The sequence below is a fragment of the Methylorubrum podarium genome, from assembly GCF_040270385.1.
Classification (GTDB): domain Bacteria; phylum Pseudomonadota; class Alphaproteobacteria; order Rhizobiales; family Beijerinckiaceae; genus Methylobacterium; species Methylobacterium podarium.
On the sequence record NZ_JBELQE010000118.1, the window covers coordinates 45,674 to 66,249 of the forward strand.

General features: G+C 68.0%; 14 protein-coding genes. 7 read left to right on the forward strand and 7 right to left on the reverse strand.

Annotation, left to right across the window (positions count from 1 at the left end; all coding sequences use genetic code 11):
* Positions 1-433 precede the first annotated feature (433 nt).
* On the forward strand, positions 434-1,969 hold the full coding sequence (locus ABS772_RS22720; protein WP_350396972.1) for a porin: 1,536 nt from the start codon (positions 434-436) through the stop codon (positions 1,967-1,969).
* A 44-nt stretch (positions 1,970-2,013) separates the two neighbouring features.
* Here ABS772_RS22720 and ABS772_RS22725 read toward each other — a convergent pair whose 3' ends face one another.
* Positions 2,014-2,163 carry a hypothetical protein gene (locus tag ABS772_RS22725; protein ID WP_238257914.1) on the reverse strand — a complete coding sequence of 50 codons (150 nt, stop codon included), beginning with the start codon at positions 2,161-2,163 and terminating at the stop codon, positions 2,014-2,016.
* Between the two features lie 710 nt (positions 2,164-2,873).
* Between ABS772_RS22725 and rplJ the strand changes: the two genes are divergently transcribed.
* From rplJ to ABS772_RS22750, 5 genes are all read left to right on the forward strand, one after another.
* Positions 2,874-3,392, forward strand: coding sequence for a 50S ribosomal protein L10 (rplJ, locus tag ABS772_RS22730; protein ID WP_183435988.1), 519 nt, complete (start codon positions 2,874-2,876; stop codon positions 3,390-3,392).
* Between the two features lie 58 nt (positions 3,393-3,450).
* Entirely contained in the window at positions 3,451-3,831 is a 381-nt protein-coding gene (rplL, locus tag ABS772_RS22735) for a 50S ribosomal protein L7/L12 (RefSeq protein WP_238257913.1), read from the forward strand.
* 257 nt (positions 3,832-4,088) lie between these two features.
* Positions 4,089-8,219 (forward strand): DNA-directed RNA polymerase subunit beta, encoded by a 4,131-nt coding sequence (gene rpoB, locus ABS772_RS22740; RefSeq protein ID WP_350396975.1) that lies wholly within the window; start codon positions 4,089-4,091, stop codon positions 8,217-8,219.
* A 177-nt stretch (positions 8,220-8,396) separates the two neighbouring features.
* Positions 8,397-12,608: a DNA-directed RNA polymerase subunit beta' gene (rpoC, locus tag ABS772_RS22745; RefSeq protein WP_350396976.1), complete on the forward strand. Its 4,212-nt coding sequence runs from the start codon at positions 8,397-8,399 to the stop codon at positions 12,606-12,608.
* A 318-nt stretch (positions 12,609-12,926) separates the two neighbouring features.
* Positions 12,927-14,258, forward strand: a complete 1,332-nt coding sequence (locus tag ABS772_RS22750) for an NtaA/DmoA family FMN-dependent monooxygenase (protein ID WP_350396977.1) — start codon at positions 12,927-12,929, stop codon at positions 14,256-14,258.
* A gap of 273 nt (positions 14,259-14,531) precedes the next feature.
* On the opposite strand, the gene ABS772_RS22755 is transcribed toward ABS772_RS22750, so the two are convergent.
* Both ABS772_RS22755 and ABS772_RS22760 read right to left on the reverse strand, forming a co-directional pair.
* Positions 14,532-15,635 (reverse strand): polyamine ABC transporter substrate-binding protein, encoded by a 1,104-nt coding sequence (locus ABS772_RS22755; RefSeq protein WP_350396978.1) that lies wholly within the window; start codon positions 15,633-15,635, stop codon positions 14,532-14,534.
* Entirely contained in the window at positions 15,632-15,991 is a 360-nt protein-coding gene (locus tag ABS772_RS22760; protein ID WP_238257005.1) for a RidA family protein, read from the reverse strand. Before ABS772_RS22760 ends, ABS772_RS22755 begins: the two co-directional genes overlap by 4 nt.
* Positions 15,992-16,255: 264 nt before the next feature.
* Here ABS772_RS22760 and ABS772_RS22765 point away from each other — a divergent pair, with 264 nt between their 5' ends.
* Positions 16,256-16,522, forward strand: coding sequence for a GlsB/YeaQ/YmgE family stress response membrane protein (locus tag ABS772_RS22765; RefSeq protein ID WP_012456206.1), 267 nt, complete (start codon positions 16,256-16,258; stop codon positions 16,520-16,522).
* 134 nt (positions 16,523-16,656) lie between these two features.
* On the opposite strand, the gene ABS772_RS22770 is transcribed toward ABS772_RS22765, so the two are convergent.
* The 4 genes from ABS772_RS22770 to rpsO all read right to left on the reverse strand — a co-directional run bounded on the left by ABS772_RS22770 (position 16,657) and on the right by rpsO (position 20,573).
* Entirely contained in the window at positions 16,657-16,881 is a 225-nt protein-coding gene (locus tag ABS772_RS22770) for a YgaP-like transmembrane domain (RefSeq protein ID WP_373875188.1), read from the reverse strand.
* 102 nt (positions 16,882-16,983) lie between these two features.
* Positions 16,984-17,625 (reverse strand): glutathione S-transferase family protein, encoded by a 642-nt coding sequence (locus tag ABS772_RS22775; RefSeq protein ID WP_350396979.1) that lies wholly within the window; start codon positions 17,623-17,625, stop codon positions 16,984-16,986.
* A gap of 179 nt (positions 17,626-17,804) precedes the next feature.
* Complete coding sequence (gene pnp, locus ABS772_RS22780) at positions 17,805-20,042, reverse strand: polyribonucleotide nucleotidyltransferase (protein ID WP_238256534.1); 2,238 nt, start codon at positions 20,040-20,042, stop codon at positions 17,805-17,807.
* A 261-nt stretch (positions 20,043-20,303) separates the two neighbouring features.
* A complete protein-coding gene (gene rpsO / locus ABS772_RS22785) occupies positions 20,304-20,573 on the reverse strand; it encodes a 30S ribosomal protein S15 (protein ID WP_238256533.1) in 270 nt (89 codons plus the stop codon).
* Between the last annotated feature and the right edge of the window lie 3 nt (positions 20,574-20,576).

Here is a 20,576-nt window from a genome sequence, read left to right on the forward strand (position 1 = left end):
TTCCCGGGTTCGGGCGGAACGGCTCTGCCCCAGCGCCCTTTCGATGAACTGCGAAGAAACGCATGTCCATGCGTCAGTTTTATGACGAAATAAGTCGATGATCTTTTCGGATTAAGCGAATAGCCGCGCCGTTAATATAGTAATGAGTCGTATTTATCCTCAGTTTGCGAGTCGATTTACTTTCAATTACTCGATCCCGGTGCTATCGCCGCGTCCCGGAAGCGGGGCGCATCGGGGCCGCTCACCGACTGAGCCGCCGAACAACTTCGCCGGCCGCCGCCTTCCGCGTCGGCCTCCGATGGCGAGCCTCTCGTGCGGCCGCCCGAATTCGCCCCGCTCTCAGACGATGCGCAACCTGGGGATGCGCGCGTCCCGGCACGACACGGCGGACGTCATCGCGCCGGCCCCGGGACGCGCGAAGGGGATTTGAACCATGAAACGACGTCTTCTGGCCGCGCTGCTCCTGGCGAGCGCGATCGGGCTGGCCGCCCCGCCGGCGCGCGCCCAGACGGTCGCGGAGCTGCAGCGGCAGATCGACGAGCTCAAGGCGCTGGTCAAAGCGCAGGCGCAGGCACCGTCACAGGCAAGAGGGGCCCGTCGCGGGACCCCGGTCGCCGTGCGGCCGACACATGCCCGCGCCACCGATGCCGGCACTGTTCCGGCGGCGGGCCGGCCGGTGGAGTCGGCGGTCGCGCCGCCGGTCGTGGTCGCACCGGTGCCGCACCGCTTCGCCCTCGACGAGCCGGACACGTGGTCCGACGCGCTGGTGCCGCCCGCGCCGCAGCCGCTGGCGGACGGGCCGAACCACGGCGCCCGGCCCAGGACCTGGTTCGAGCGGCTGTCGCTGCGCGGCTACACCCAGCTGCGCTCGAACGAGTTCCTGTCCGGCGACGACACCGCGCCCGCGGGCCGCTCGCGCCTGCGCTCGGTCCATGACGGCGGCATCTCGGACCGCAACACCTTCACCTTCCGGCGCGTCCGCCTCGTGCTCCAGGGCGACATCCACGAGCGGGTGTTCATCTACCTGCAGCCGGACTTCGCCGTGAACGTGTCCAACCAGTCCGGCCCCGAGGGCCGCCAGCACTACAGCCAGCTGCGCGACGCCTACGCCGACGTCTTCCTCGACGACGAGCGCCGGACCAAGCTGCGCTTCGGCCAGCAGAAGGTGCCCTACGGCTGGGAGAACCTGCAATCCTCGCAGAACCGCCTGACGCTCGACCGCGCCGACGCGCTCAACAGCGGCGTTCCCGGCGAGCGCGATCTCGGCATCACCCTGTACTACACGCCCTGGCACGTGCAGCGGATCTGGGACCGCCTCGCCAGGGGCGGCCAGAAGCTGTTCGGCAATTACGGCGCCCTCGGCCTCGGCCTCTACAACGGCCAGACCATCAACCGGATCGAGGCCAACGAGGACCTGATGACGGTGGTGATGGCGACCTGGCCGTTCGAGCTCGACGGGCTCGGCGAGGCGTTCCGGGGGCAGGTGCTGGAGGTCGGCGGCTCGGCCTACCGCAACCGGTTCCGGCCCGAACTCGGCAGCCCCGGCCTCGGCAACGGCTACGACGACGAGCGCGTCGGCCTGCACGCGATCCTGTACCCGCAGCCCTTCGGCCTCCAGGCCGAGTGGAACTGGGGCCGCGGCCCCGAATACGATCCGGTGGCCCGCGCGATCCTGACCAAGCCGCTCCAGGGCGGCTACGTCCAGGCGATGGTCAGGGTCGACCGCTCCCCGGTCGGGCCGTTCATGCCCTACGCCCGCTGGCAGACCTATGACGGCGGCTGGAAGGTGGGAACGGGCGCGCCGCGGCTCGACACCGACGAGTTCGAGCTCGGCGTCGAGTTCCAGCCGATCAAGGCGGTCGAGCTGACGCTCGCCTATGCCAGCATGAACCGCCGCGAGGCCAGCATCAGCCGCCTCGGCCGGGCCAAGGGCGACCTTTTCCGGGCCCAGCTGCAGATCAACTACTGAATGCGGGGCGGGCGACCCGGAGCGGGTCCCGGCTCGGCTCCGGCTCAGGCCTCGGACCGCTTCGACAGGAGCGCGGCGCGGCTCGCGCCCTTGCCGCCTTCGGTGTCCGGGTTGCGCAGTTCGCGCATCCCGGGCAGGTGGCCGTCCAGGACGAAGACGAGCATCACCAGAGCCAACAACGCCTTCGAGGCCATCGCCCGAACCATCCCCGCTTTTGTGCGATGCGGTATAAGGCCGCCGCGACGCGGCTCGGGATGCGCTGGCGCACACGGATCATGCGCCGGGGCGGAAGCGGTGGGGCAGAGTCAAGGCCGGGTTAACGCCCGCGTCGACGCGGGCTCGCGCGTCCGACCGGCGGCGGGGCGGTCCGCTGCGCGGGCCGCCCCGGCCCGCGGCAACGTCCCCCGCTCCCACATGCCCTCTTGCCTGCGACGGAAAAGTCGCGTCGCGGGACTTGGCAGGGAGCTTGCACGCCGCTATAGACCGCGCTCCACGAATTCACCTATTGGAAGGGATCGGCCGATCGGTCGGTTTCCATTCGAGATGCCGCTCGGGCGACCGGGCGGTGATGGCCGGAAGGGACTTGGGGCAGCCGCTCCGAGCGCCGTTTCCGGCTATGTCCTGTCCGAGACTGCAGGCGCCGGGCAACCGGCTTAATCGGCGACAGCCTGCACAGACGGGGAAGACCGAATTTTCTTTCACCTCGCCTCGGGGCCGGCCGGCACCGGGGGGAGGCATCGGTTTGAACCAATCTCACCCGCGAGGGGCCTGACGGCGCTTCAAGGGGACAGGGCCGTGAGACGTCGCCCGGGCGACGGTTCCGGCTTCTCAGCCGAGATCCGTTCCGGGCGGCAAGTGCAACCGGCGGACCTGCCTCAGGTTCCGCCAACCGGAGAGAGCACCAGTGGACCGGACAGCTAAAGCTGATCTCGTCTCGACGCTCAACGGCGTGTTCACCGCGAACGCCGTCGTCGTCGTGGCCCACTACAAGGGCCTCACGGTCGCCGACATGCAGAAGCTGCGCTCGCAGATGAAGCAGGCCGGCGCCACCGTGAAGGTCGCCAAGAACCGGCTCGCCAGCATCGCTCTCGATGGCACGGACGTCGCCTCCATCAAGCCCCTCCTGAAGGGCCCGACCCTGCTCGCCTATTCGAGCGACCCGGTCGCGGCCGCCAAGGTTGCGGTGGATTTCGCCAAGACGAACGACAAGCTCGTGATTCTCGGCGGCGCCATGGGAACGACCGCCCTGAACCCGGACGGCGTGAAGGCACTCGCCACGCTCCCGTCCCTCGACGAACTGCGCGCCAAGCTCGTGGGCCTCATCCAGGCTCCCGCGACCAAGGTCGCCCAGGTCGTCAACGCGCCGGCGGCCAAGCTCGCCCGCGTGTTCGGGGCCTATGCCAAGAAGGACGAGGCGGCCTGAGCCGTTTCCCCCTTACAAACCGACCCGTTCAAACCGATATACCTGAAGGAATCCGCACATGGCTGATCTTGCCAAGATCGTCGACGATCTCTCCTCGCTGACCGTTCTCGAAGCCGCCGAGCTCGCCAAGCTTCTCGAAGAGAAGTGGGGCGTCTCGGCCGCTGCCGCCGTCGCCGTGGCCGGCCCGGCCGCCGGTGGTGGCGCCGCCGCCCCGGCCGCCGAGGAGCAGACCGAGTTCACGGTCGTGCTCGCCGGCGCCGGCGACAAGAAGATCGAGGTCATCAAGGAGGTCCGCGCGATCACCGGCCTCGGCCTCAAGGAGGCCAAGGACCTCGTCGAGGGCGCCCCGAAGCCCGTCAAGGAGTCGGTGGCCAAGGAAGAGGCCGAGAAGATCAAGGCCCAGCTCGAGAAGGCCGGCGCCAAGGTCGAGCTCAAGTAATCCGTCGATGGGCCGATCCGGCCCATCGCATCCGGCGCAGTCCCCCCGGGGCTGCGCCGGCCTTCACGCCCGCGGGCTCCGGCTCGCGGGCTAACGCCGCTTCGGGCGGTCGTCGTTCCCCAGGGAGCGTGCGGCGAACGGAGACGAATTCGGTTCGGGTGGGCTGATCGTCCGGCGGGGCGGCCCTTCGAGCCCGGTGACGGGAGGCGTTCTCGCCTTCCCCGGGCACCCTACGCTGAGTGGTGGAGCGAGGTCTCATGGCCAATACGCTGGTCGGTCGCAAGCGCATTCGCAAGTTCTTCGGCAAGATCCGGGAAGTCGCCGAGATGCCGAACCTCATCGAGGTTCAGAAGGCGTCCTACGACCAGTTCCTGATGGTGGACGAGCCCGAGGGCGGGCGCGCCGACGAGGGCCTCCAGAGCGTCTTCAAGTCGGTCTTCCCGATCTCCGACTTCGCCTCGACGGCGCTCCTCGAATTCGTGCGCTACACCTTCGAGCAGCCGAAATACGACGTCGACGAGTGCCGCCAGCGCGGCATCACCTTCGCGGCCCCGCTCAAGGTGACGCTGCGCCTGATCGTGTTCGACGTGGATCCCGACACCGGCGCCAAGTCCGTCAAGGACATCAAGGAGCAGGACGTCTACATGGGCGACATGCCGCTCATGACGGACAACGGCACCTTCATCGTCAACGGCACCGAGCGCGTCATCGTCTCGCAGATGCACCGCTCTCCGGGCGTGTTCTTCGACCACGACAAGGGCAAGACGCACTCGTCCGGCAAGCTGCTGTTTGCCGCCCGCATCATCCCGTACCGCGGCTCCTGGCTCGACGTCGAGTTCGACGCCAAGGACATCGTGCACGTGCGCATCGACCGCAAGCGCAAGCTCCCGGTGACCTCGCTGCTGTTCGCGCTGGGCCTCGACGGCGAGGAGATCCTCTCGACCTTCTACAACCGCGTCGCCTACGAGCGGGACGGGGCGGATTGGCGCGTGCCGTTCGACGCCGAGCGCCTGAAGGGCTTCAAGGCCTCGGTCGATCTCATCGACGCCGATTCCGGCGAGGTGGTGCTGGAAGCCGGCAAGAAGCTCAACGCCCGCAACGCCCGCCTCATCGGCGAGAAGGGCACCAAGTTCCTCAAGGCGACCGACGAGGATCTCGTCGGCCAGTACATCGCCGAGGACCTCGTCAACGGCAAGACCGGCGAGATCTGGGCCGAGGCCGGCGACGAGATCTCGGAGAAGCTCCTCAAGGCGCTCGACGACGTCGGCGTCACCGAGATCCCGGTGCTCGACATCGACCACGTCAATGTCGGCCCCTACATCCGCAATACCCTGGCGGTCGACAAGAATTCCGGCCGCGAAGGCGCGCTGTTCGACATCTACCGGGTCATGCGCCCGGGCGAGCCGCCGACGCTCGACACCGCGGAGGCGATGTTCCACTCGCTGTTCTTCGACGCCGAGCGCTACGACCTCTCCGCGGTCGGCCGCGTGAAGATGAACATGCGCCTCGACCTCGACGCCGCCGACACCGTGCGCACGCTGCGCCGCGAGGACATGCTCGCGGTGGTCAAGGCGCTGGTCGACCTGCGCGACGGCAAGGGCGAGATCGACGACATCGACCACCTCGGCAACCGCCGCGTCCGCTCGGTCGGCGAGCTGATGGAGAACCAGTACCGTCTGGGCCTCCTGCGGATGGAGCGCGCCATCAAGGAGCGCATGTCCTCGGTCGATATCGACACGGTGATGCCGCAGGACCTGATCAACGCGAAGCCCGCGGCGGCGGCCGTGCGCGAGTTCTTCGGCTCGTCGCAGCTCTCGCAGTTCATGGACCAGACCAACCCGCTCTCGGAGGTGACGCACAAGCGCCGCCTCTCGGCCCTCGGCCCGGGCGGCCTGACCCGCGAGCGCGCCGGCTTCGAGGTGCGCGACGTGCACCCGACCCATTACGGCCGCATCTGCCCGATCGAGACGCCGGAAGGCCCGAATATCGGCCTGATCAATTCGCTGGCGACCTTCGCCCGCGTGAACAAGTACGGCTTCATCGAGACGCCGTTCCGCCGGGTGAAGGACGGCGTGGTGACCGACGAGGTCGCCTACCTCTCCGCCATGGAGGAGGCGAAGTACTACGTCGCCCAGGCCAATGCCGGCATGGATGCGGGCCGCAAGCTGACGGACGACCTCGTGGTCTGCCGCCGCGCGGGTGAGGTCATCGTGGTCGCCCCCGACCGCGTCGATCTCATGGACGTGTCGCCCAAGCAGCTCGTCTCGGTCGCGGCGGCGCTGATCCCGTTCCTCGAGAACGACGACGCCAACCGCGCGCTGATGGGCTCGAACATGCAGCGCCAGGCGGTGCCGCTGGTCCGCGCCGACGCGCCCTTCGTCGGCACCGGCATGGAGGCCGTGGTCGCCCGCGATTCCGGCGCGGCCATCGCGGCGCGGCGCTCCGGCATCGTCGATCAGGTCGACGCCACCCGTATCGTCATCAGGGCCACCGAAGAAACGGACCCGACCAAGCCGGGCGTCGACATCTACCGCCTGCAAAAATTCCAGCGCTCGAACCAGTCGACCTGCATCACGCAGAAGCCGCTGGTGCGCGTCGGCGAGCCGGTGAAGAAGGGCGAGATCATCGCCGACGGACCGTCCACCGAGTTCGGCGAGCTCGCGCTCGGCCGCAACGTGCTCGTCGCGTTCATGCCCTGGAACGGCTACAACTTCGAGGACTCGATCCTGCTCTCCGAGCGGATCGTGAAGGATGACGTGTTCACCTCGATCCACATCGAGGAATTCGAGGTGATGGCCCGCGACACCAAGCTGGGTCCGGAAGAAATCACCCGCGACATCCCGAACGTCTCGGAGGAGGCGCTCAAGAACCTCGACGAGGCCGGCATCGTCTATATCGGCGCCGAGGTCCACGCGGGCGACATCCTCGTCGGCAAGATCACGCCGAAGGGCGAGAGCCCGATGACGCCGGAGGAGAAGCTGCTCCGCGCCATCTTCGGCGAGAAGGCGTCGGACGTGCGCGACACGTCTCTGCGCGTGCCGCCGGGTGTCACCGGCACCATCGTCGAGGTCCGGGTGTTCAACCGCCACGGCGTCGACAAGGACGAGCGCGCGCAGGCGATCGAGCGCGAGGAGATCGAGCGTCTCGCCAAGGACCGCGACGACGAGCAGACCATCCTCGACCGCAACACCTACGCGCGTCTCGCCGAGGTGCTGATCGGCCAGTCGCCGATCGCCGGCCCGAAGGGCTTCCGCAAGGACACCACGCTGACCCGCGAGATCATCAGCGAGTATCCCCGCTCGCAATGGTGGCAGTTCGCCGTCGTCGACGACCGTCTGATGACGGAGATCGAGGCGATGCAGAAGCAGTACGACGAGTCGAAGAAGCGCCTCGAGCAGCGCTTCCTCGACAAGGTCGAGAAGCTGCAGCGCGGCGACGAGCTTCCGCCCGGCGTCATGAAGATGGTCAAGGTCTTCGTGGCGGTGAAGCGCAAGATCCAGCCCGGCGACAAGATGGCCGGCCGCCACGGCAACAAGGGTGTCGTGTCGCGCATCGTGCCGATCGAGGACATGCCGTTCCTCGAGGACGGGACGCATGCCGACATCGTGCTCAACCCGCTCGGCGTGCCCTCGCGCATGAACGTGGGTCAGATCCTGGAGACCCACCTCGGCTGGGCGGCTGCGGGCTTGGGTCGCAAGGTGGCGAAGGCGGTCGATGCCTATCTGAAGACGCAGGATATCGGCCCGCTGAAGGAGGAGATGAAGGCGATCTACTCCCCCGCGGAGCTGGAGGGCCTGTCGGACGAGGATCTGGCGGAGGCCGGCAACAACGTCCGCCGCGGCGTGCCGATGGCGACCCCGGTGTTCAACGGCGCCAAGGAAGCCGACATCGAGACGATGCTGGAGATGGCCGGGCTCGACCGCTCGGCGCAGTCGACCCTCTACGACGGTCGCACCGGCGAGCCCTTCGACCGCAAGGTGACGATGGGCTACATCTACATGCTGAAGCTGCACCACCTCGTGGACGACAAGATCCACGCGCGCTCGATCGGCCCGTACTCGCTCGTCACCCAGCAGCCGCTGGGCGGCAAGGCGCAGTTCGGCGGCCAGCGCTTCGGTGAGATGGAGGTCTGGGCGCTGGAGGCCTACGGCGCGGCCTACACGCTGCAGGAGATGCTGACGGTGAAGTCGGACGACGTGGCCGGCCGCACCAAGGTCTACGAGGCGATCGTCCGCGGCGACGACACCTTCGAGGCCGGCATCCCCGAATCGTTCAACGTGCTCGTCAAGGAGATGCGCTCGCTCGGCCTCAACGTCGAGCTGACGAACTCCAAGCAGAACGCCTCGAACGACCAGCAGATCGAGCCGCCGGCCGAGGCGGCCGAGTAACGACCGTATCACCTCCCGCGGCGGCGCCTCCCACGAGGCGCCGCCGCGGTCGAGCGGGAAGGGGCGGGGCCTTCCACGACACGATGACGGCCAGCGGCGCTCCGGACGAGCGCGGCGCCATGAGGATCAAGCCGTGACTGCCCAGGCGCGGGGCAGCCGGCGAGCAAGGAGCGGATCATGAACCAAGAGGTCATGAACCTTTTCAATCAGCAGGCCCAGCCGCAGAGCTTCGACCAGATCAAGATCTCGATCTCGAGCCCTGAAAAAATCCTCTCGTGGTCCTACGGCGAGATCAAGAAGCCCGAGACGATCAACTACCGGACCTTCAAGCCCGAGCGCGACGGCCTGTTCTGCGCGCGCATCTTCGGGCCGATCAAGGACTACGAGTGCTTGTGCGGCAAGTACAAGCGCATGAAGTACAAGGGCGTCATCTGCGAGAAGTGCGGCGTCGAGGTCACCCTCGCGCGCGTCCGGCGCGACCGCATGGGCCATATCGAGCTGGCCGCCCCCGTCGCCCATATCTGGTTCCTGAAGTCGCTGCCCTCGCGCATCGGCCTCCTGCTCGACATGGCGCTCAAGGACCTGGAACGCATCCTCTACTTCGAGTCCTACGTCGTCATCGAGCCGGGCCTCACCCCCCTCAAGGAGCGTCAGCTCCTGTCGGAGGAGGAGTACCTGCGCGCGCAGGAGGAGTACGGCGAGGATTCGTTCACGGCGATGATCGGCGCCGAGGCGATCCGGCGCATCCTGCAGGAGCTCGACCTCGAGGGCATCGCGACCTCGCTCAAGGAGGAGATCGCGACGACGACCTCCGAGCTGAAGCCGAAGAAGCTGATGAAGCGCCTCAAGATCATCGAGGCGTTCCAGCTCTCCGGCAACCGGCCCGAGTGGATGATCCTGACGGTCGTGCCCGTCATCCCGCCGGACCTGCGCCCGCTGGTCCCGCTCGACGGCGGCCGCTTCGCCACGTCGGATCTCAACGACCTCTACCGCCGCGTCATCAACCGCAACAACCGCCTCAAGCGGCTGATCGAGCTGCGCGCGCCGGACATCATCATCCGCAACGAGAAGCGCATGCTTCAGGAAGCGGTCGATGCGCTGTTCGACAACGGCCGCCGCGGCCGCGTCATCACCGGCGCCAACAAGCGTCCGCTGAAGTCGCTCGCCGACATGCTGAAGGGCAAGCAGGGCCGGTTCCGCCAGAACCTGCTCGGCAAGCGCGTCGACTATTCCGGCCGCTCGGTCATCGTGGTCGGCCCGGAGCTCAAGCTGCACCAGTGCGGCCTGCCGAAGAAGATGGCGCTGGAGCTGTTCAAGCCGTTCATCTACGCGCGCCTCGACGCCAAGGGTTTCTCCGCCACCGTCAAACAGGCCAAAAAACTCGTCGAGAAGGAGAAGCCCGAGGTCTGGGACATCCTCGATGAGGTGATCCGCGAGCATCCCGTCATGCTCAACCGCGCGCCGACCCTGCACCGGCTCGGCATCCAGGCGTTCGAGCCGAAGCTGATCGAGGGCAAGGCGATCCAGCTCCACCCGCTGGTCTGCGCCGCGTTCAACGCCGACTTCGACGGCGACCAGATGGCCGTGCACGTCCCCCTGAGCCTCGAGGCTCAGCTGGAGGCGCGCGTCCTGATGATGTCGACCAACAACATCCTGCACCCGGCCAACGGTCAGCCGATCATCGTGCCGAGCCAGGACATCGTTCTCGGCCTCTACTACCTCTCGATCGTCGCCGACGGCGCGGTCGGCGAGCACAAGGCCGACGACAAGAACAACCCGATGCAGGGCGTGTTCGGCGATATCGGTCAGCTCGAGCACGCGCTCGCGGCCAAGACCGTCTCGCTGCACTCGAAGATCAAGTGGCGCTGGCGCGGCCTGGGTCCCGACGGCGAGCCCGTGTCGAAGATCTACGACACGACGCCCGGCCGCGTGATCCTGTCCGGCGTGCTGCCGCTGCACCCGAAGGTGCCCTTCGACGTCGTCAACAAGCTGATGACCAAGAAGGAGATCTCGGCGATGATCGACACCGTCTACCGCCACTGCGGTCAGAAGGAGTCGGTGATCTTCTGCGACCGCATCATGGCGCTCGGCTTCAGCCACGCCTTCCGCGCCGGCATCTCGTTCGGCAAGGACGACATGGTCGTGCCGGAGAACAAGTGGTCGATCGTCGACGACACCCGCGCGCTCGTGAAGGATTACGAGCAGCAGTACAACGACGGCCTGATCACCCAGGGCGAGAAGTACAACAAGGTCGTCGACGCCTGGGCCAAGTGCTCCGACAAGCTCGCCGCCGAGATGATGGGCCGGATCTCCGCCGTCCAGAAGGACGACAAGGGAGCCGACAAGCAGGTCAACTCGATCTACATGATGAGCCACTCGGGCGCCCGCGGCTCGCCGGCGCAGATGAAGCAGCTCGCGGCCATGCGCGGCCTCATGGCCAAGCCGTCGGGCGAGATCATCGAGACCCCGATCATCTCGAACTTCAAGGAAGGTCTCGACGTTCTCGAGTACTTCAACTCCACCCACGGCGCCCGCAAGGGCCTCGCGGACACGGCGCTGAAGACCGCGAACTCAGGGTATCTCACCCGCCGCCTCGTCGACGTGGCGCAGGATGCCGTCATCCGCGAGACGGATTGCGGCACCACCAACGGCATCAAGATGCGCGCCATCATCGATGCCGGCCAGGTCGTCGCCCCGCTCGCCATCCGCATCCTGGGTCGTGCCACGGCCGAGGATCTGGTGGCCCAGGACGGGACCGTCATCGTCAAGACCGGCGAGACGATCGAGGAGAAGCACCTACCGGCCATCGCGGCCGCGGGCATCCAGGAGGTGAAGATCCGCTCGGTGCTGGTCTGCCAGACCAAGAGCGGCGTCTGCGCCACCTGCTACGGGCGCGACCTCGCCCGCGGCACGCCCGTCAACATGGGCGAGGCCGTCGGCGTCATCGCGGCGCAGTCGATCGGCGAGCCGGGCACCCAGCTCACCATGCGCACCTTCCACATCGGCGGCGCGGCGCAGATCGCGGATTCGTCCTTCATCGAGTCGAGCTTCGAGGGCACGATCAGGATCCGCAACCGCTCGCTCGCCAAGAACTCGGACGGCGACCTCATCGCCACCGGCCGTTCGGTCGCGGTGGTGATCGTGGGTCCCGACGGCACCGAGCGGGCGGTCCACCGTCTGCAGTACGGTGCCCGGGTTCGCGTGGACGAGGGCGACACGATCAAGCGCGGGCAGCGGATCGCCGAGTGGGATCCCTACACCCGTCCGATCGTCGCCGAGGTGGACGGCATCGTCGCCTACGAGGATCTCTACGATGGCCAGTCCATCACCGAGACCACCGACGAGTCGACCGGCATCGCCAAGCGCGTCGTCATCGACTGGCGCGGTTCGGCCCGCACCTCCGACCTGAAGCCGGCGATGCTCGTCGTCGATGGGGACGGCAAGGCGGTGAAGCTCGCCCGCGGCTCGGACGCCCGCTACTTCCTGCCCGTCGATGCCATCATCGGTCTCGATCCGGGTGCGAAGGTGAAGGCCGGCGACGTGCTCGCCCGCGTCTCGACGGAATCGGCCAAGACCCGCGACATCACCGGCGGTCTGCCGCGGGTGGCGGAGCTGTTCGAGGCGCGCCGTCCGAAGGATGCGGCGATCATCGCCGAGAAGTCGGGCACGATCGCCTTCGGCCGCGACTACAAGAACAAGCGCCGGCTCACGCTGACGCCGCACGACGGGTCCGATCCGGTCGAGTACCTGATCCCGAAGGGCAAGCACATCCACCTGCAGGACGGGGACGTGGTCGAGCTCGGCGACTACATCGTCGACGGCAACCCGGCGCCGCACGACATCCTGGCGATCAAGGGCGTGGAGGAGCTCGCCGCCTACCTCGTCAACGAGATCCAGGAGGTCTACCGGCTCCAGGGCGTGTCGATCAACGACAAGCACATCGAGGTCATCGTCCGGCAGATGCTGCAGAAGGTGGAGATCACCGACGGCGGCGACTCGGACATCCTCACGGGCGATCAGATCGACCGCACGGAGCTCGCCGAGTTCAACGAGAAGCTGCTCGCCGAGGGCAAGAAGCCGATCCAGGGCGTTCCGGTCCTGCTCGGCATCACCAAGGCGTCGCTGCAGACGAAGTCGTTCATCTCGGCGGCCTCGTTCCAGGAGACCACCCGCGTCCTCACCGAGGCGGCGGTCAACGGCAAGGTCGACACCCTGGAGGGGCTCAAGGAGAACGTCATCGTCGGCTCGCTCATCCCGGCCGGCACCGGCTCGCTCGCGGCGGACATCCGCTCCATCGCGCGCCGCCGCGACAGCCTGATCCTGCAGCAGCGCTCCGCCGAGAACGCGGCCAACGCCGCGCAGTTCGACGAGCTGCCCGCGGCCGAGTAGGGCGGGCGGCGCATCCCGTCCGACGGGCGGAAGCGAATGAGAAAAGGCCCCGGCTCAGCAGAGCCGGGGCCTTTTTCGTGGCTGCGCCCGGCCTCGGCGTGCTCGCGAGGAGAGGCCGGCTCGATCCGCGGGGACGACTTGGCCGTATGAGGCGCAGCGCATGACTTGAGCGCCGTCCTGCCTTCCGCCGGTGCCCATTCCTGCCGCGAAAGGCGCCGCTGCCGGAAAGGCAGCGGCCCTGCCTCTTCTCTCTGCTATTTCGGCGCCGGTGCGGGCGATAGCCTTCCGCGGACGGTGACGGTTCGCGGAAGGCGGGTCATGGTGGAGTCTCGGCAGGACAAGCGCTTCCATCTCGGCTGGTTCACCTATTTCGGCCAGAATGCCTGGAACGATCCCCTCGGCTCCGGCCCCGAGCCCTGGACCGGGGAACTGCATCTCGATCTGGCGCGGGCGATGGAGCGGGCCTGCTTCGACTACATGCTGATCGAGGACACGCTCTCGATCCCGCATGCTTACGGCAACAGCCGCGCGACCTACCTCAAGCACGGCATCATGGTGCCGAAGCAGGATCCGGTGCCGCTGGCCGCGGTGATCGGCGCGGCGACCCGCCATCTCGGCATCGTCACCACCCTGTCCACCCTGGTCTATCAGCCGTTCATGCTGGCGCGGCTGATCTCGACGCTCGACCACATGACCCGGGGGCGGTTCGGCTGGAACATCGTCACCACCGCCGAGAACGCGGCGGCGCAGAACATGGGCTTGAAGGAACTGCCCCCGCGCCAGCTCCGCTACGACATGGCCGACGAGTACGTGGATCTCGTCGAGCGGCTGATCGGCACCTGGGAGCCGGATGCGGTGATCCGCGACGTGGCGAGCGACACCTATGCCGATGCGGCCAAGGTGCATGAGCTGAACTTTCAGGGCCGCTGGTACAGTTCGAGGGGCCCCCTGACCTCGACACGGCCGCCTCAGGGCCGGCCGGCCTTCATCCAGGCCGGTGGCTCGCCGCGCGGGCGCACGTTCGCCGCCGTCCACGCCGACTCGATCATCGCCAGCGTCACGGGCATCGCCGGCATGAAGGCCTATCGCGACGACGTGCGGGAGCGCGCGGGGCAGGCCGGGCGCGACCCCGACGCCATCAAGGTGCTGTCGCTGATCACCCCGATCGTCGGCGAGACCCGTGAGCAGGCACGCGAGCAGTACGAGCGGGCCCTGGCCGCGCCGGGCTACACCGAGCGGGCGCTGGCCCTGTTCTCGTCCTTCACCGATATCGATTTCGGGCAGTTCGATCTGGACGAGCCGCTGCCGCCCCTGACCACCAACGCCGAGCAGGGGGCGCTCGACAAGTTCTGCCAGACGCGGCCCGGCGAGCCGCCGAGCCCCAAGACCCTGCGCGAGCTGGTGCGCGACAGCGGCACCACCGGCGCCCTCGACCTCGTCGGCACCCCCGACGACGTCGCCGACATGATGGGCGACGCCATGGCCACGGTCGGCGGCGACGGGTTCCTGATCGCCACACCGTTTCACCGCCTGACGCGGGTCTACATCGACAGCATCTGCGACGGCCTCGTGCCGGCCCTGCAGCGCCGCGGGCTCACCCGCACCGCCTACGGCAAGGCGACCCTGAGGGAGACTCTGCGCGAGTTCTAGAGCCTTGTCCCGAAAGGTGGTTGCCGGCCTTCGGAAAAAGACGATGCGAAATCAAAGACCTAGAGCTGCGTCCGACCACCTCGGGTCGTGGCCTATCGAGAGCCGGTAGCCGCCATTCGGGGTGATGCTCTCGGTCTGCGTTTTTGTCGTGCCCTCTTATCGCCGAGCCGGGCTCCACTTCGGCGGCGAGCGCTCTGAGATCCTGTTCCGGGACGGTTCGGGCGCGCGCCGATTTCGCGCGGAAGCCTTCCCGGAACAGGGTCCCGAACGAGATCACCGCCCCGTGCGCACCCGCGTCCAGGCGCGCGTCACGAAGCGCTGGGTCGAGTCGTTCCAGGCGGTGTTGACCGAGAGCCGCTGCATCACCGCCGCGTCCGGGTAGATGCCGGGATTGTTCAGGATCTCCGGCTTCACGAATTTCTGCGAGGCGAGGTTGCCGTTGGCGTAGGACACGAAGTTGGTGTTGGCCGCCGCCACCTCCGGGCGCATCATGTAGTCGATGAAGGCGTGGGCCTCGGCCGGGTGGGCGGCATCCTTGGGGATCGCGAAGGCGTCGAACCACATCAGCGCGCCCTCCTTCGGGATGAAGTAGGCGACCTCGACGCCGTTCTTCGATTCCTCGGCGCGCTTCTTCGCCTGCATCACGTCGCCGGAATAGCCGACCGCGAGGCAGACATCGCCGTTGGCGAGCCCGTTGATGTATTCCGAGGAGTGAAACTTCCGCACCGAGCCGCGGACCTTGTAGAGGGCGTCGGTGACGGCGGTGATGTCGTCCCAGCGCTTCGAGTCGGACTTGTAGCCGTAGAAGGGCAGGATCGACGGGATCAGGTCCTCGGGGGAATCGAGGAGCATGACGCCGCAATCCTTGAGCTTCGCGATGAAGCCCGGATTGAGCACGAGGCTCCAGCTGTTGAGGGGCGCGTTCGGGCCGAGCCGCTCGCGCACGGCGGCCACGTTCACGCCGATCCCGGTAGTGCCCCACATGTAGTCGACGGCGAAGGCGTTGCCCGGATCGTAGGCCTGGAGCCGGCCCGTGATCTCGGGCCAGGCGTTCCTGAGGTTCGGGATCTTGCCCTTGTCGAGGGGCAGGAACACGCCGGCCTTGATCAGGCGCTGCAGGAAGGGGCCGGAGGGGACGACGACGTCGTAGCCGGACTTGCCGGCGAGCAGCTTCGTCTCGAGGATCTCGTTGTTGTCGTAGGTGTCGTAGACGACCTTGATCCCCGTCTCCCGGGTGAAGTCGTCGAGCACCTTCGGGTCGATGTAGTCCGACCAGTTGTAGATGTTGACGACGCGCTCCTCGGCGCCCGCGCCGCCGGCGGCCGCGAGGAGGAGGGGGAGGGCGGCGAGCCCTCCCAGCAGGCGCCGCCGGATCACGGTTTGCCCCGCGCGGCGGTGACGGCGATCTCGACGCGGTATTCCGGCGCGACGAGCCGGGCTTCCACGGTGGCACGGGCGGGCGGGTTGTCGCGATCGACCCAGGCGTCCCAGGCCGCGTTCATCTCGGCGAAGCCGCCGATATCGGCGAGATAGATCGTCGCCGAGAGGATGCGGGACTTGTCGCTGCCCGCCTGCATCAGCAGCCGGTCGATCTGCTCCAGGATCTGCTGCGTCTGCGCGGTGACGCCGGTGCCGACCACGTCGGCGGCCACCTGGCCCGCCAGGAAGACGAGGTCGCCGTGGGCGACCGCCTGGGACATGCGCGGGCCGGTCTCGTAGCGTTCGATGGTCATCGTGGGTTCGCCGGTCTCGGTTCGTGAAGGAGGCGGACCCTTCTGCCGCCCCGAGCGGTTCTCCGTAAAGGGGCTTGGGCGGCGCGCCCGCCGCGAAAGATCGGGCCGGCGCCGCGGGGCCGGTTTTTCGCGGGATCGGTTTTTTTGAACGCCCCGCCTTTCCCGAGGCAACCGGCATCGCGGCTCGCGCGTTTGTCCCACGAATACGGCCAAGTCTTCCGGCCGGACCTTCAGGTCGAAGACGCTATTCGGGGTTGGATCGACATGGAAATTCTCTGGACCATCATCATCGGCTTCGTCGCCGGCGTCATCGCCAAGTTCATCATGCCCGGTGACAAGGAGCCCGCCGGCTTCATCATGACGACGATCCTCGGCATCGTCGGCGCCTTCGTCGCCACCTTCATCGGCCAGGCGGTCGGCTGGTACGGGCCCAACGAGGGCGCCCGCTTCATCGGCTCCATCGTCGGTGCCTGCGTCGTGCTCGCGATCTACGGCTTCATCGCCGGCCGCACCAGCAGCCGCTCGCTCTGACGCGCGATCTCTCACCGAGACGAGAAAAGGGGCGCTCCCGCGGGAGCGCCCCTTTTTCGTTGGGGTCGTGTTCGGTGGGGTCGTGCCGGCCGGCGACGAAGCGGCAGCGTCGCCGGCCAGGGTCGTGAACGGACTCAGCCGGTCAGGTCGCGCCCGCCCGCGCTCACCGCCTTGACGGCGCAGTGGCCGGTGGCGCCGCGCACGGCCAGCCCGACGCCCACCACCAGGGCGGCGAGGCTCAGGAGCTTGTTCGGCCGGGGCTGCGCCGCCGCGGCGGCGATGCCGAGGCCCAGCGCGACGGAGACCGCGCGCTCGGTCATGCTCAGGTTCGGCTCGCCCGAAAAGATGTCTTCGATCATCTCGTTCACGGAAATACGCTCCTTCTCGACGCCCCTCGTTGGCGTCCTTGCGTGGTCGCGGGGCGAACGCGGGGCGGCCGGCGCCGTTCCGTGAAAAGGCGGCTACGCGCCGCCGGCCTGCTGCGCGAGCAGCCCGTCGTCGATCTCCCGCGCCCGCACGGCGGCGGGGCGGGCGAGATGGCGCCCGGCATAGGTCTCGAAGGCCGGGCGCTTCGGGATCGTGCCGAACTGCATGCCCCAGCCGAGATGGGCGGCGAGGTAGAGGTCGGCGGCGCTGAAACGGCCGCCCGCCACGTATTCCGCGCCGGCGACGGCGCCCTCCAGCGTGTCGAGCACCGCCTCCAGGCTGCCGTAGCCGACCATGCCCCGCATGCGCGGCTCGTCGGGCACGGTGACGCCGAGCACCTTGTTGGTCACCGCCGCCTCGAGCGGGCCGGCGCTGAAGAACAGCCAGCGGTAATAAGGGCCTCGGTCCGCCGCGGCGGGCTCCGGCGCCAGCCCGGCCTCCGGAAACCGGTCGGCGAGATAGGCCAGGATCGCCGCGACCTCGGTGACGGTCGTGGCACCGTGGCACAGAGCCGGCACCTTCCCCATCGGGTTGACCGCCCGGTAGGCCTCCCCCTTCATCGTGTCGCCGTAGCCGAGCAGCTCCGTCCGGTAGGGCGCGCCGACCTCCTCCAGCATCCAGCGCACGATCCGGCCGCGGGACATCGGGTGGGTGTAGAAGACGAGGTCGTCGGTCATCGCGGACTCCGGAAGCGATTCAGGGCCGTGGACGGCGCGAATCGTCCCGTAGCTTACGGACATCGACCTGCCGCGTGCAGGCCCCGGAGTCCTCGGCGTAACCGCCAAACGAAGAGAGCGCGGCTCCCGGGGAAGCCGCGCTCTCGATCTGCTCTCGCAGGGGAGAGTGAATCGAGGGCTTACTCGCCCGACGATTCCCGGCGGCGCTCGCCGCGGTCGCGGCGGGGGCCGCGGTCGCCGCGATCACCCCGGTCGCTGCGCTCCTCGCGCTCCGGCTCGCCGCGCTCCGCGCGCTCGGCCTTGAGCTTGTCGGTGATGTCCTCGCCGGTCTCCTGATCGACGACCTTCATCGACAGGCGGATCTTGCCGCGCTCGTCGGCGCCCAGGAACTTCACCTTGACCTTCTGGCCTTCCTTGACGACGTCGCCGACCTTGGCGACGCGCTGCGGGGCCAGCTCCGAGATGTGGACGAGGCCGTCCTTGGCGCCGAAGAAGTTCACGAAGGCGCCGAACTCCATGATCTTGACGATCGTGCCGTCGTAGATCGTGCCCGCCTCCGGCTCGGCGACGATGGAGCGGATCCAGTTATAGGCCGCCTTGATCGCCTTGCCGTCGGAGGAGGCGATCTTCACGACGCCGGTATCCTCGATGTTGATCTTGGCGCCGGTCTTTTCCACGATCTCGCGGATGATCTTGCCGCCGGTGCCGATCACGTCGCGGATCTTGTCGGTGGGGATCTGCATCGTCTCGATGCGCGGCGCGTACTCGCCGAGCTCCGGACGGGCCGCGGTGAGCGCCTGGGCCATCTCGCCGAGGATGTGGGCGCGGCCGTCCTTCGCCTGGGCGAGGGCGACCTTCATGATCTCCTCGGTGATGCCGGCGATCTTGATGTCCATCTGGAGCGAGGTGATGCCCTCGTCCGTGCCGGCCACCTTGAAGTCCATGTCGCCGAGATGGTCCTCGTCGCCGAGGATGTCGGAGAGCACCGCGAAGCGCTCGCCTTCCAGGATCAGGCCCATGGCGATGCCGGCCACCGGACGGCGCAGGGGCACGCCCGCATCCATCAGCGACAGCGAGCCGCCGCAGACCGAGGCCATCGAGGAGGAGCCGTTCGACTCGGTGATCTCGGAGACCACGCGGATCGTGTAGGGGAACTCGTGGGCCGGCGGCAGGACGGGCCGGATCGCGCGCCAAGCGAGCTTGCCGTGGCCGATCTCGCGGCGGCCCGGCGAACCCATGCGGCCGGTCTCGCCGACGGAGTAGGGAGGGAAGTTGTAGTGGAGCAGGAAGCGCTCCTTGTACGTCCCTTCGAGCGCGTCGATGAACTGCTCGTCCTCGCCGGTGCCGAGCGTGGCCACCACCAGCGCCTGGGTTTCGCCGCGGGTGAACATCGCCGAGCCGTGGGCGCGGGGCAGGACGCCGACTTCCGAGACGATCGGGCGGACGGTCTTCACGTCGCGGCCGTCGATGCGGGAGCCGGTGTCGAGGATGTTCCAGCGGACCACCTTCGACTGGGCCTCCTTGAAGGCGGCCTTGACCTTCTCGGGCGAGAACTTCTGCTCGCCCTCGGCCGGGCAGAGGGCGGCGACCACCTTCGCCTTCACGGCGTCGACGGCGGCGTAGCGCTCCTGCTTGACGGTCTTCTTGTAGGCGTCGCGCAGCTCCGCCTCGCAGATGCCGAGGACGGCGGTCTCGACGTCGGCGTTCTCCGGGGGCGAGAAGTCGCGCGGCTCCTTGGCGGCCTTCTCGGCCAGGCGGATGATCGCCTCGATCACCGGCTGGAAGTGCTTGTGGCCGAACATCACGGCCCCGAGCATCACGTCCTCGGAGAGTTCCTTGGCCTCGGACTCGACCATCAGCACCGCGTCCTGGGTGCCGGCGACGACGAGGTCGAGGGTCGATTCGGCGATCTCCGTCACCAGCGGGTTCAGCTTGTAGCCGCCGTTGAGGTAGCCGACGCGGGCCGCGCCGATCGGGCCCATGAACGGCACGCCGGACAGCGTCAGCGCGGCGGAGGCCGCCACCATCGAGACGATGTCGGGATCGTTCTCGAGATCGTGGGAGAGGACGGTGACGACGACCTGGGTGTCGTTGCGCCAGCCCTCGACGAAGAGCGGGCGGATCGGCCGGTCGATCAGGCGGGAGACCAGCGTCTCCTTCTCGCTGGGACGGCCCTCGCGCTTGAAGTAGCCGCCGGGGATGCGGCCCGCGGCGTAGGCGCGCTCCTGGTAGTTCACGGTCAGCGGCATGAAGTCGATGCCGGCCTTGGGCTCCTTGGCCGCGACCACGGTGGCCAGCACGGTGGTCTCGCCGTAGGTGGCGACCACGGCGCCGTCGGCCTGGCGCGCCGTCTTGCCGGTTTCGAGGACGAGCTTGCGGTCGCCCCAGATCAGCTCTTCACGTTGTACGTCGAACATCGGTCTCTTGCCTTCAAACATGCGGTCGGGCGAACCCGGCGCCGCCAGAGGCAAGACGGCGAGACGCTGCTCTTCGAGAAGAGCGTCTCGCGATCCTGCCCTGGCGCCCTTTGCCTTCAAGCCGCCCGGGGGTGGACCGGCCGGGCCCCATGCCCGAACGGTCCGTCTTTCGTTGCCCGCGCTCCCTCGACGTCGAACCGGCGTCCACGTCGACCGAGAGCGCTTGTGAAAACGCGGTCCCGGGGGACCGCGCGATGTGCCTTAGCGGCGGATGCCGAGGCGCTCGATGAGGGAGCGGTAGCGCCCCTCTTCCTTGCGCTTCAGGTAGTCGAGCAGCGAGCGGCGCTGCGAGACCAGCTTCAGGAGGCCGCGGCGGGAGTGGTTGTCCTTGCCGTGGGTCTTGAAGTGGGCGGTCAGGTTGCTGATCCGCTCGGTGAGGATGGCGATCTGGACCTCCGGCGAGCCGGTGTCCTTGTTGCCCTGGGCGTATTCCTTGATGAGCGCGGTCTTGCGCTCTGCCGTGATCGACATCGC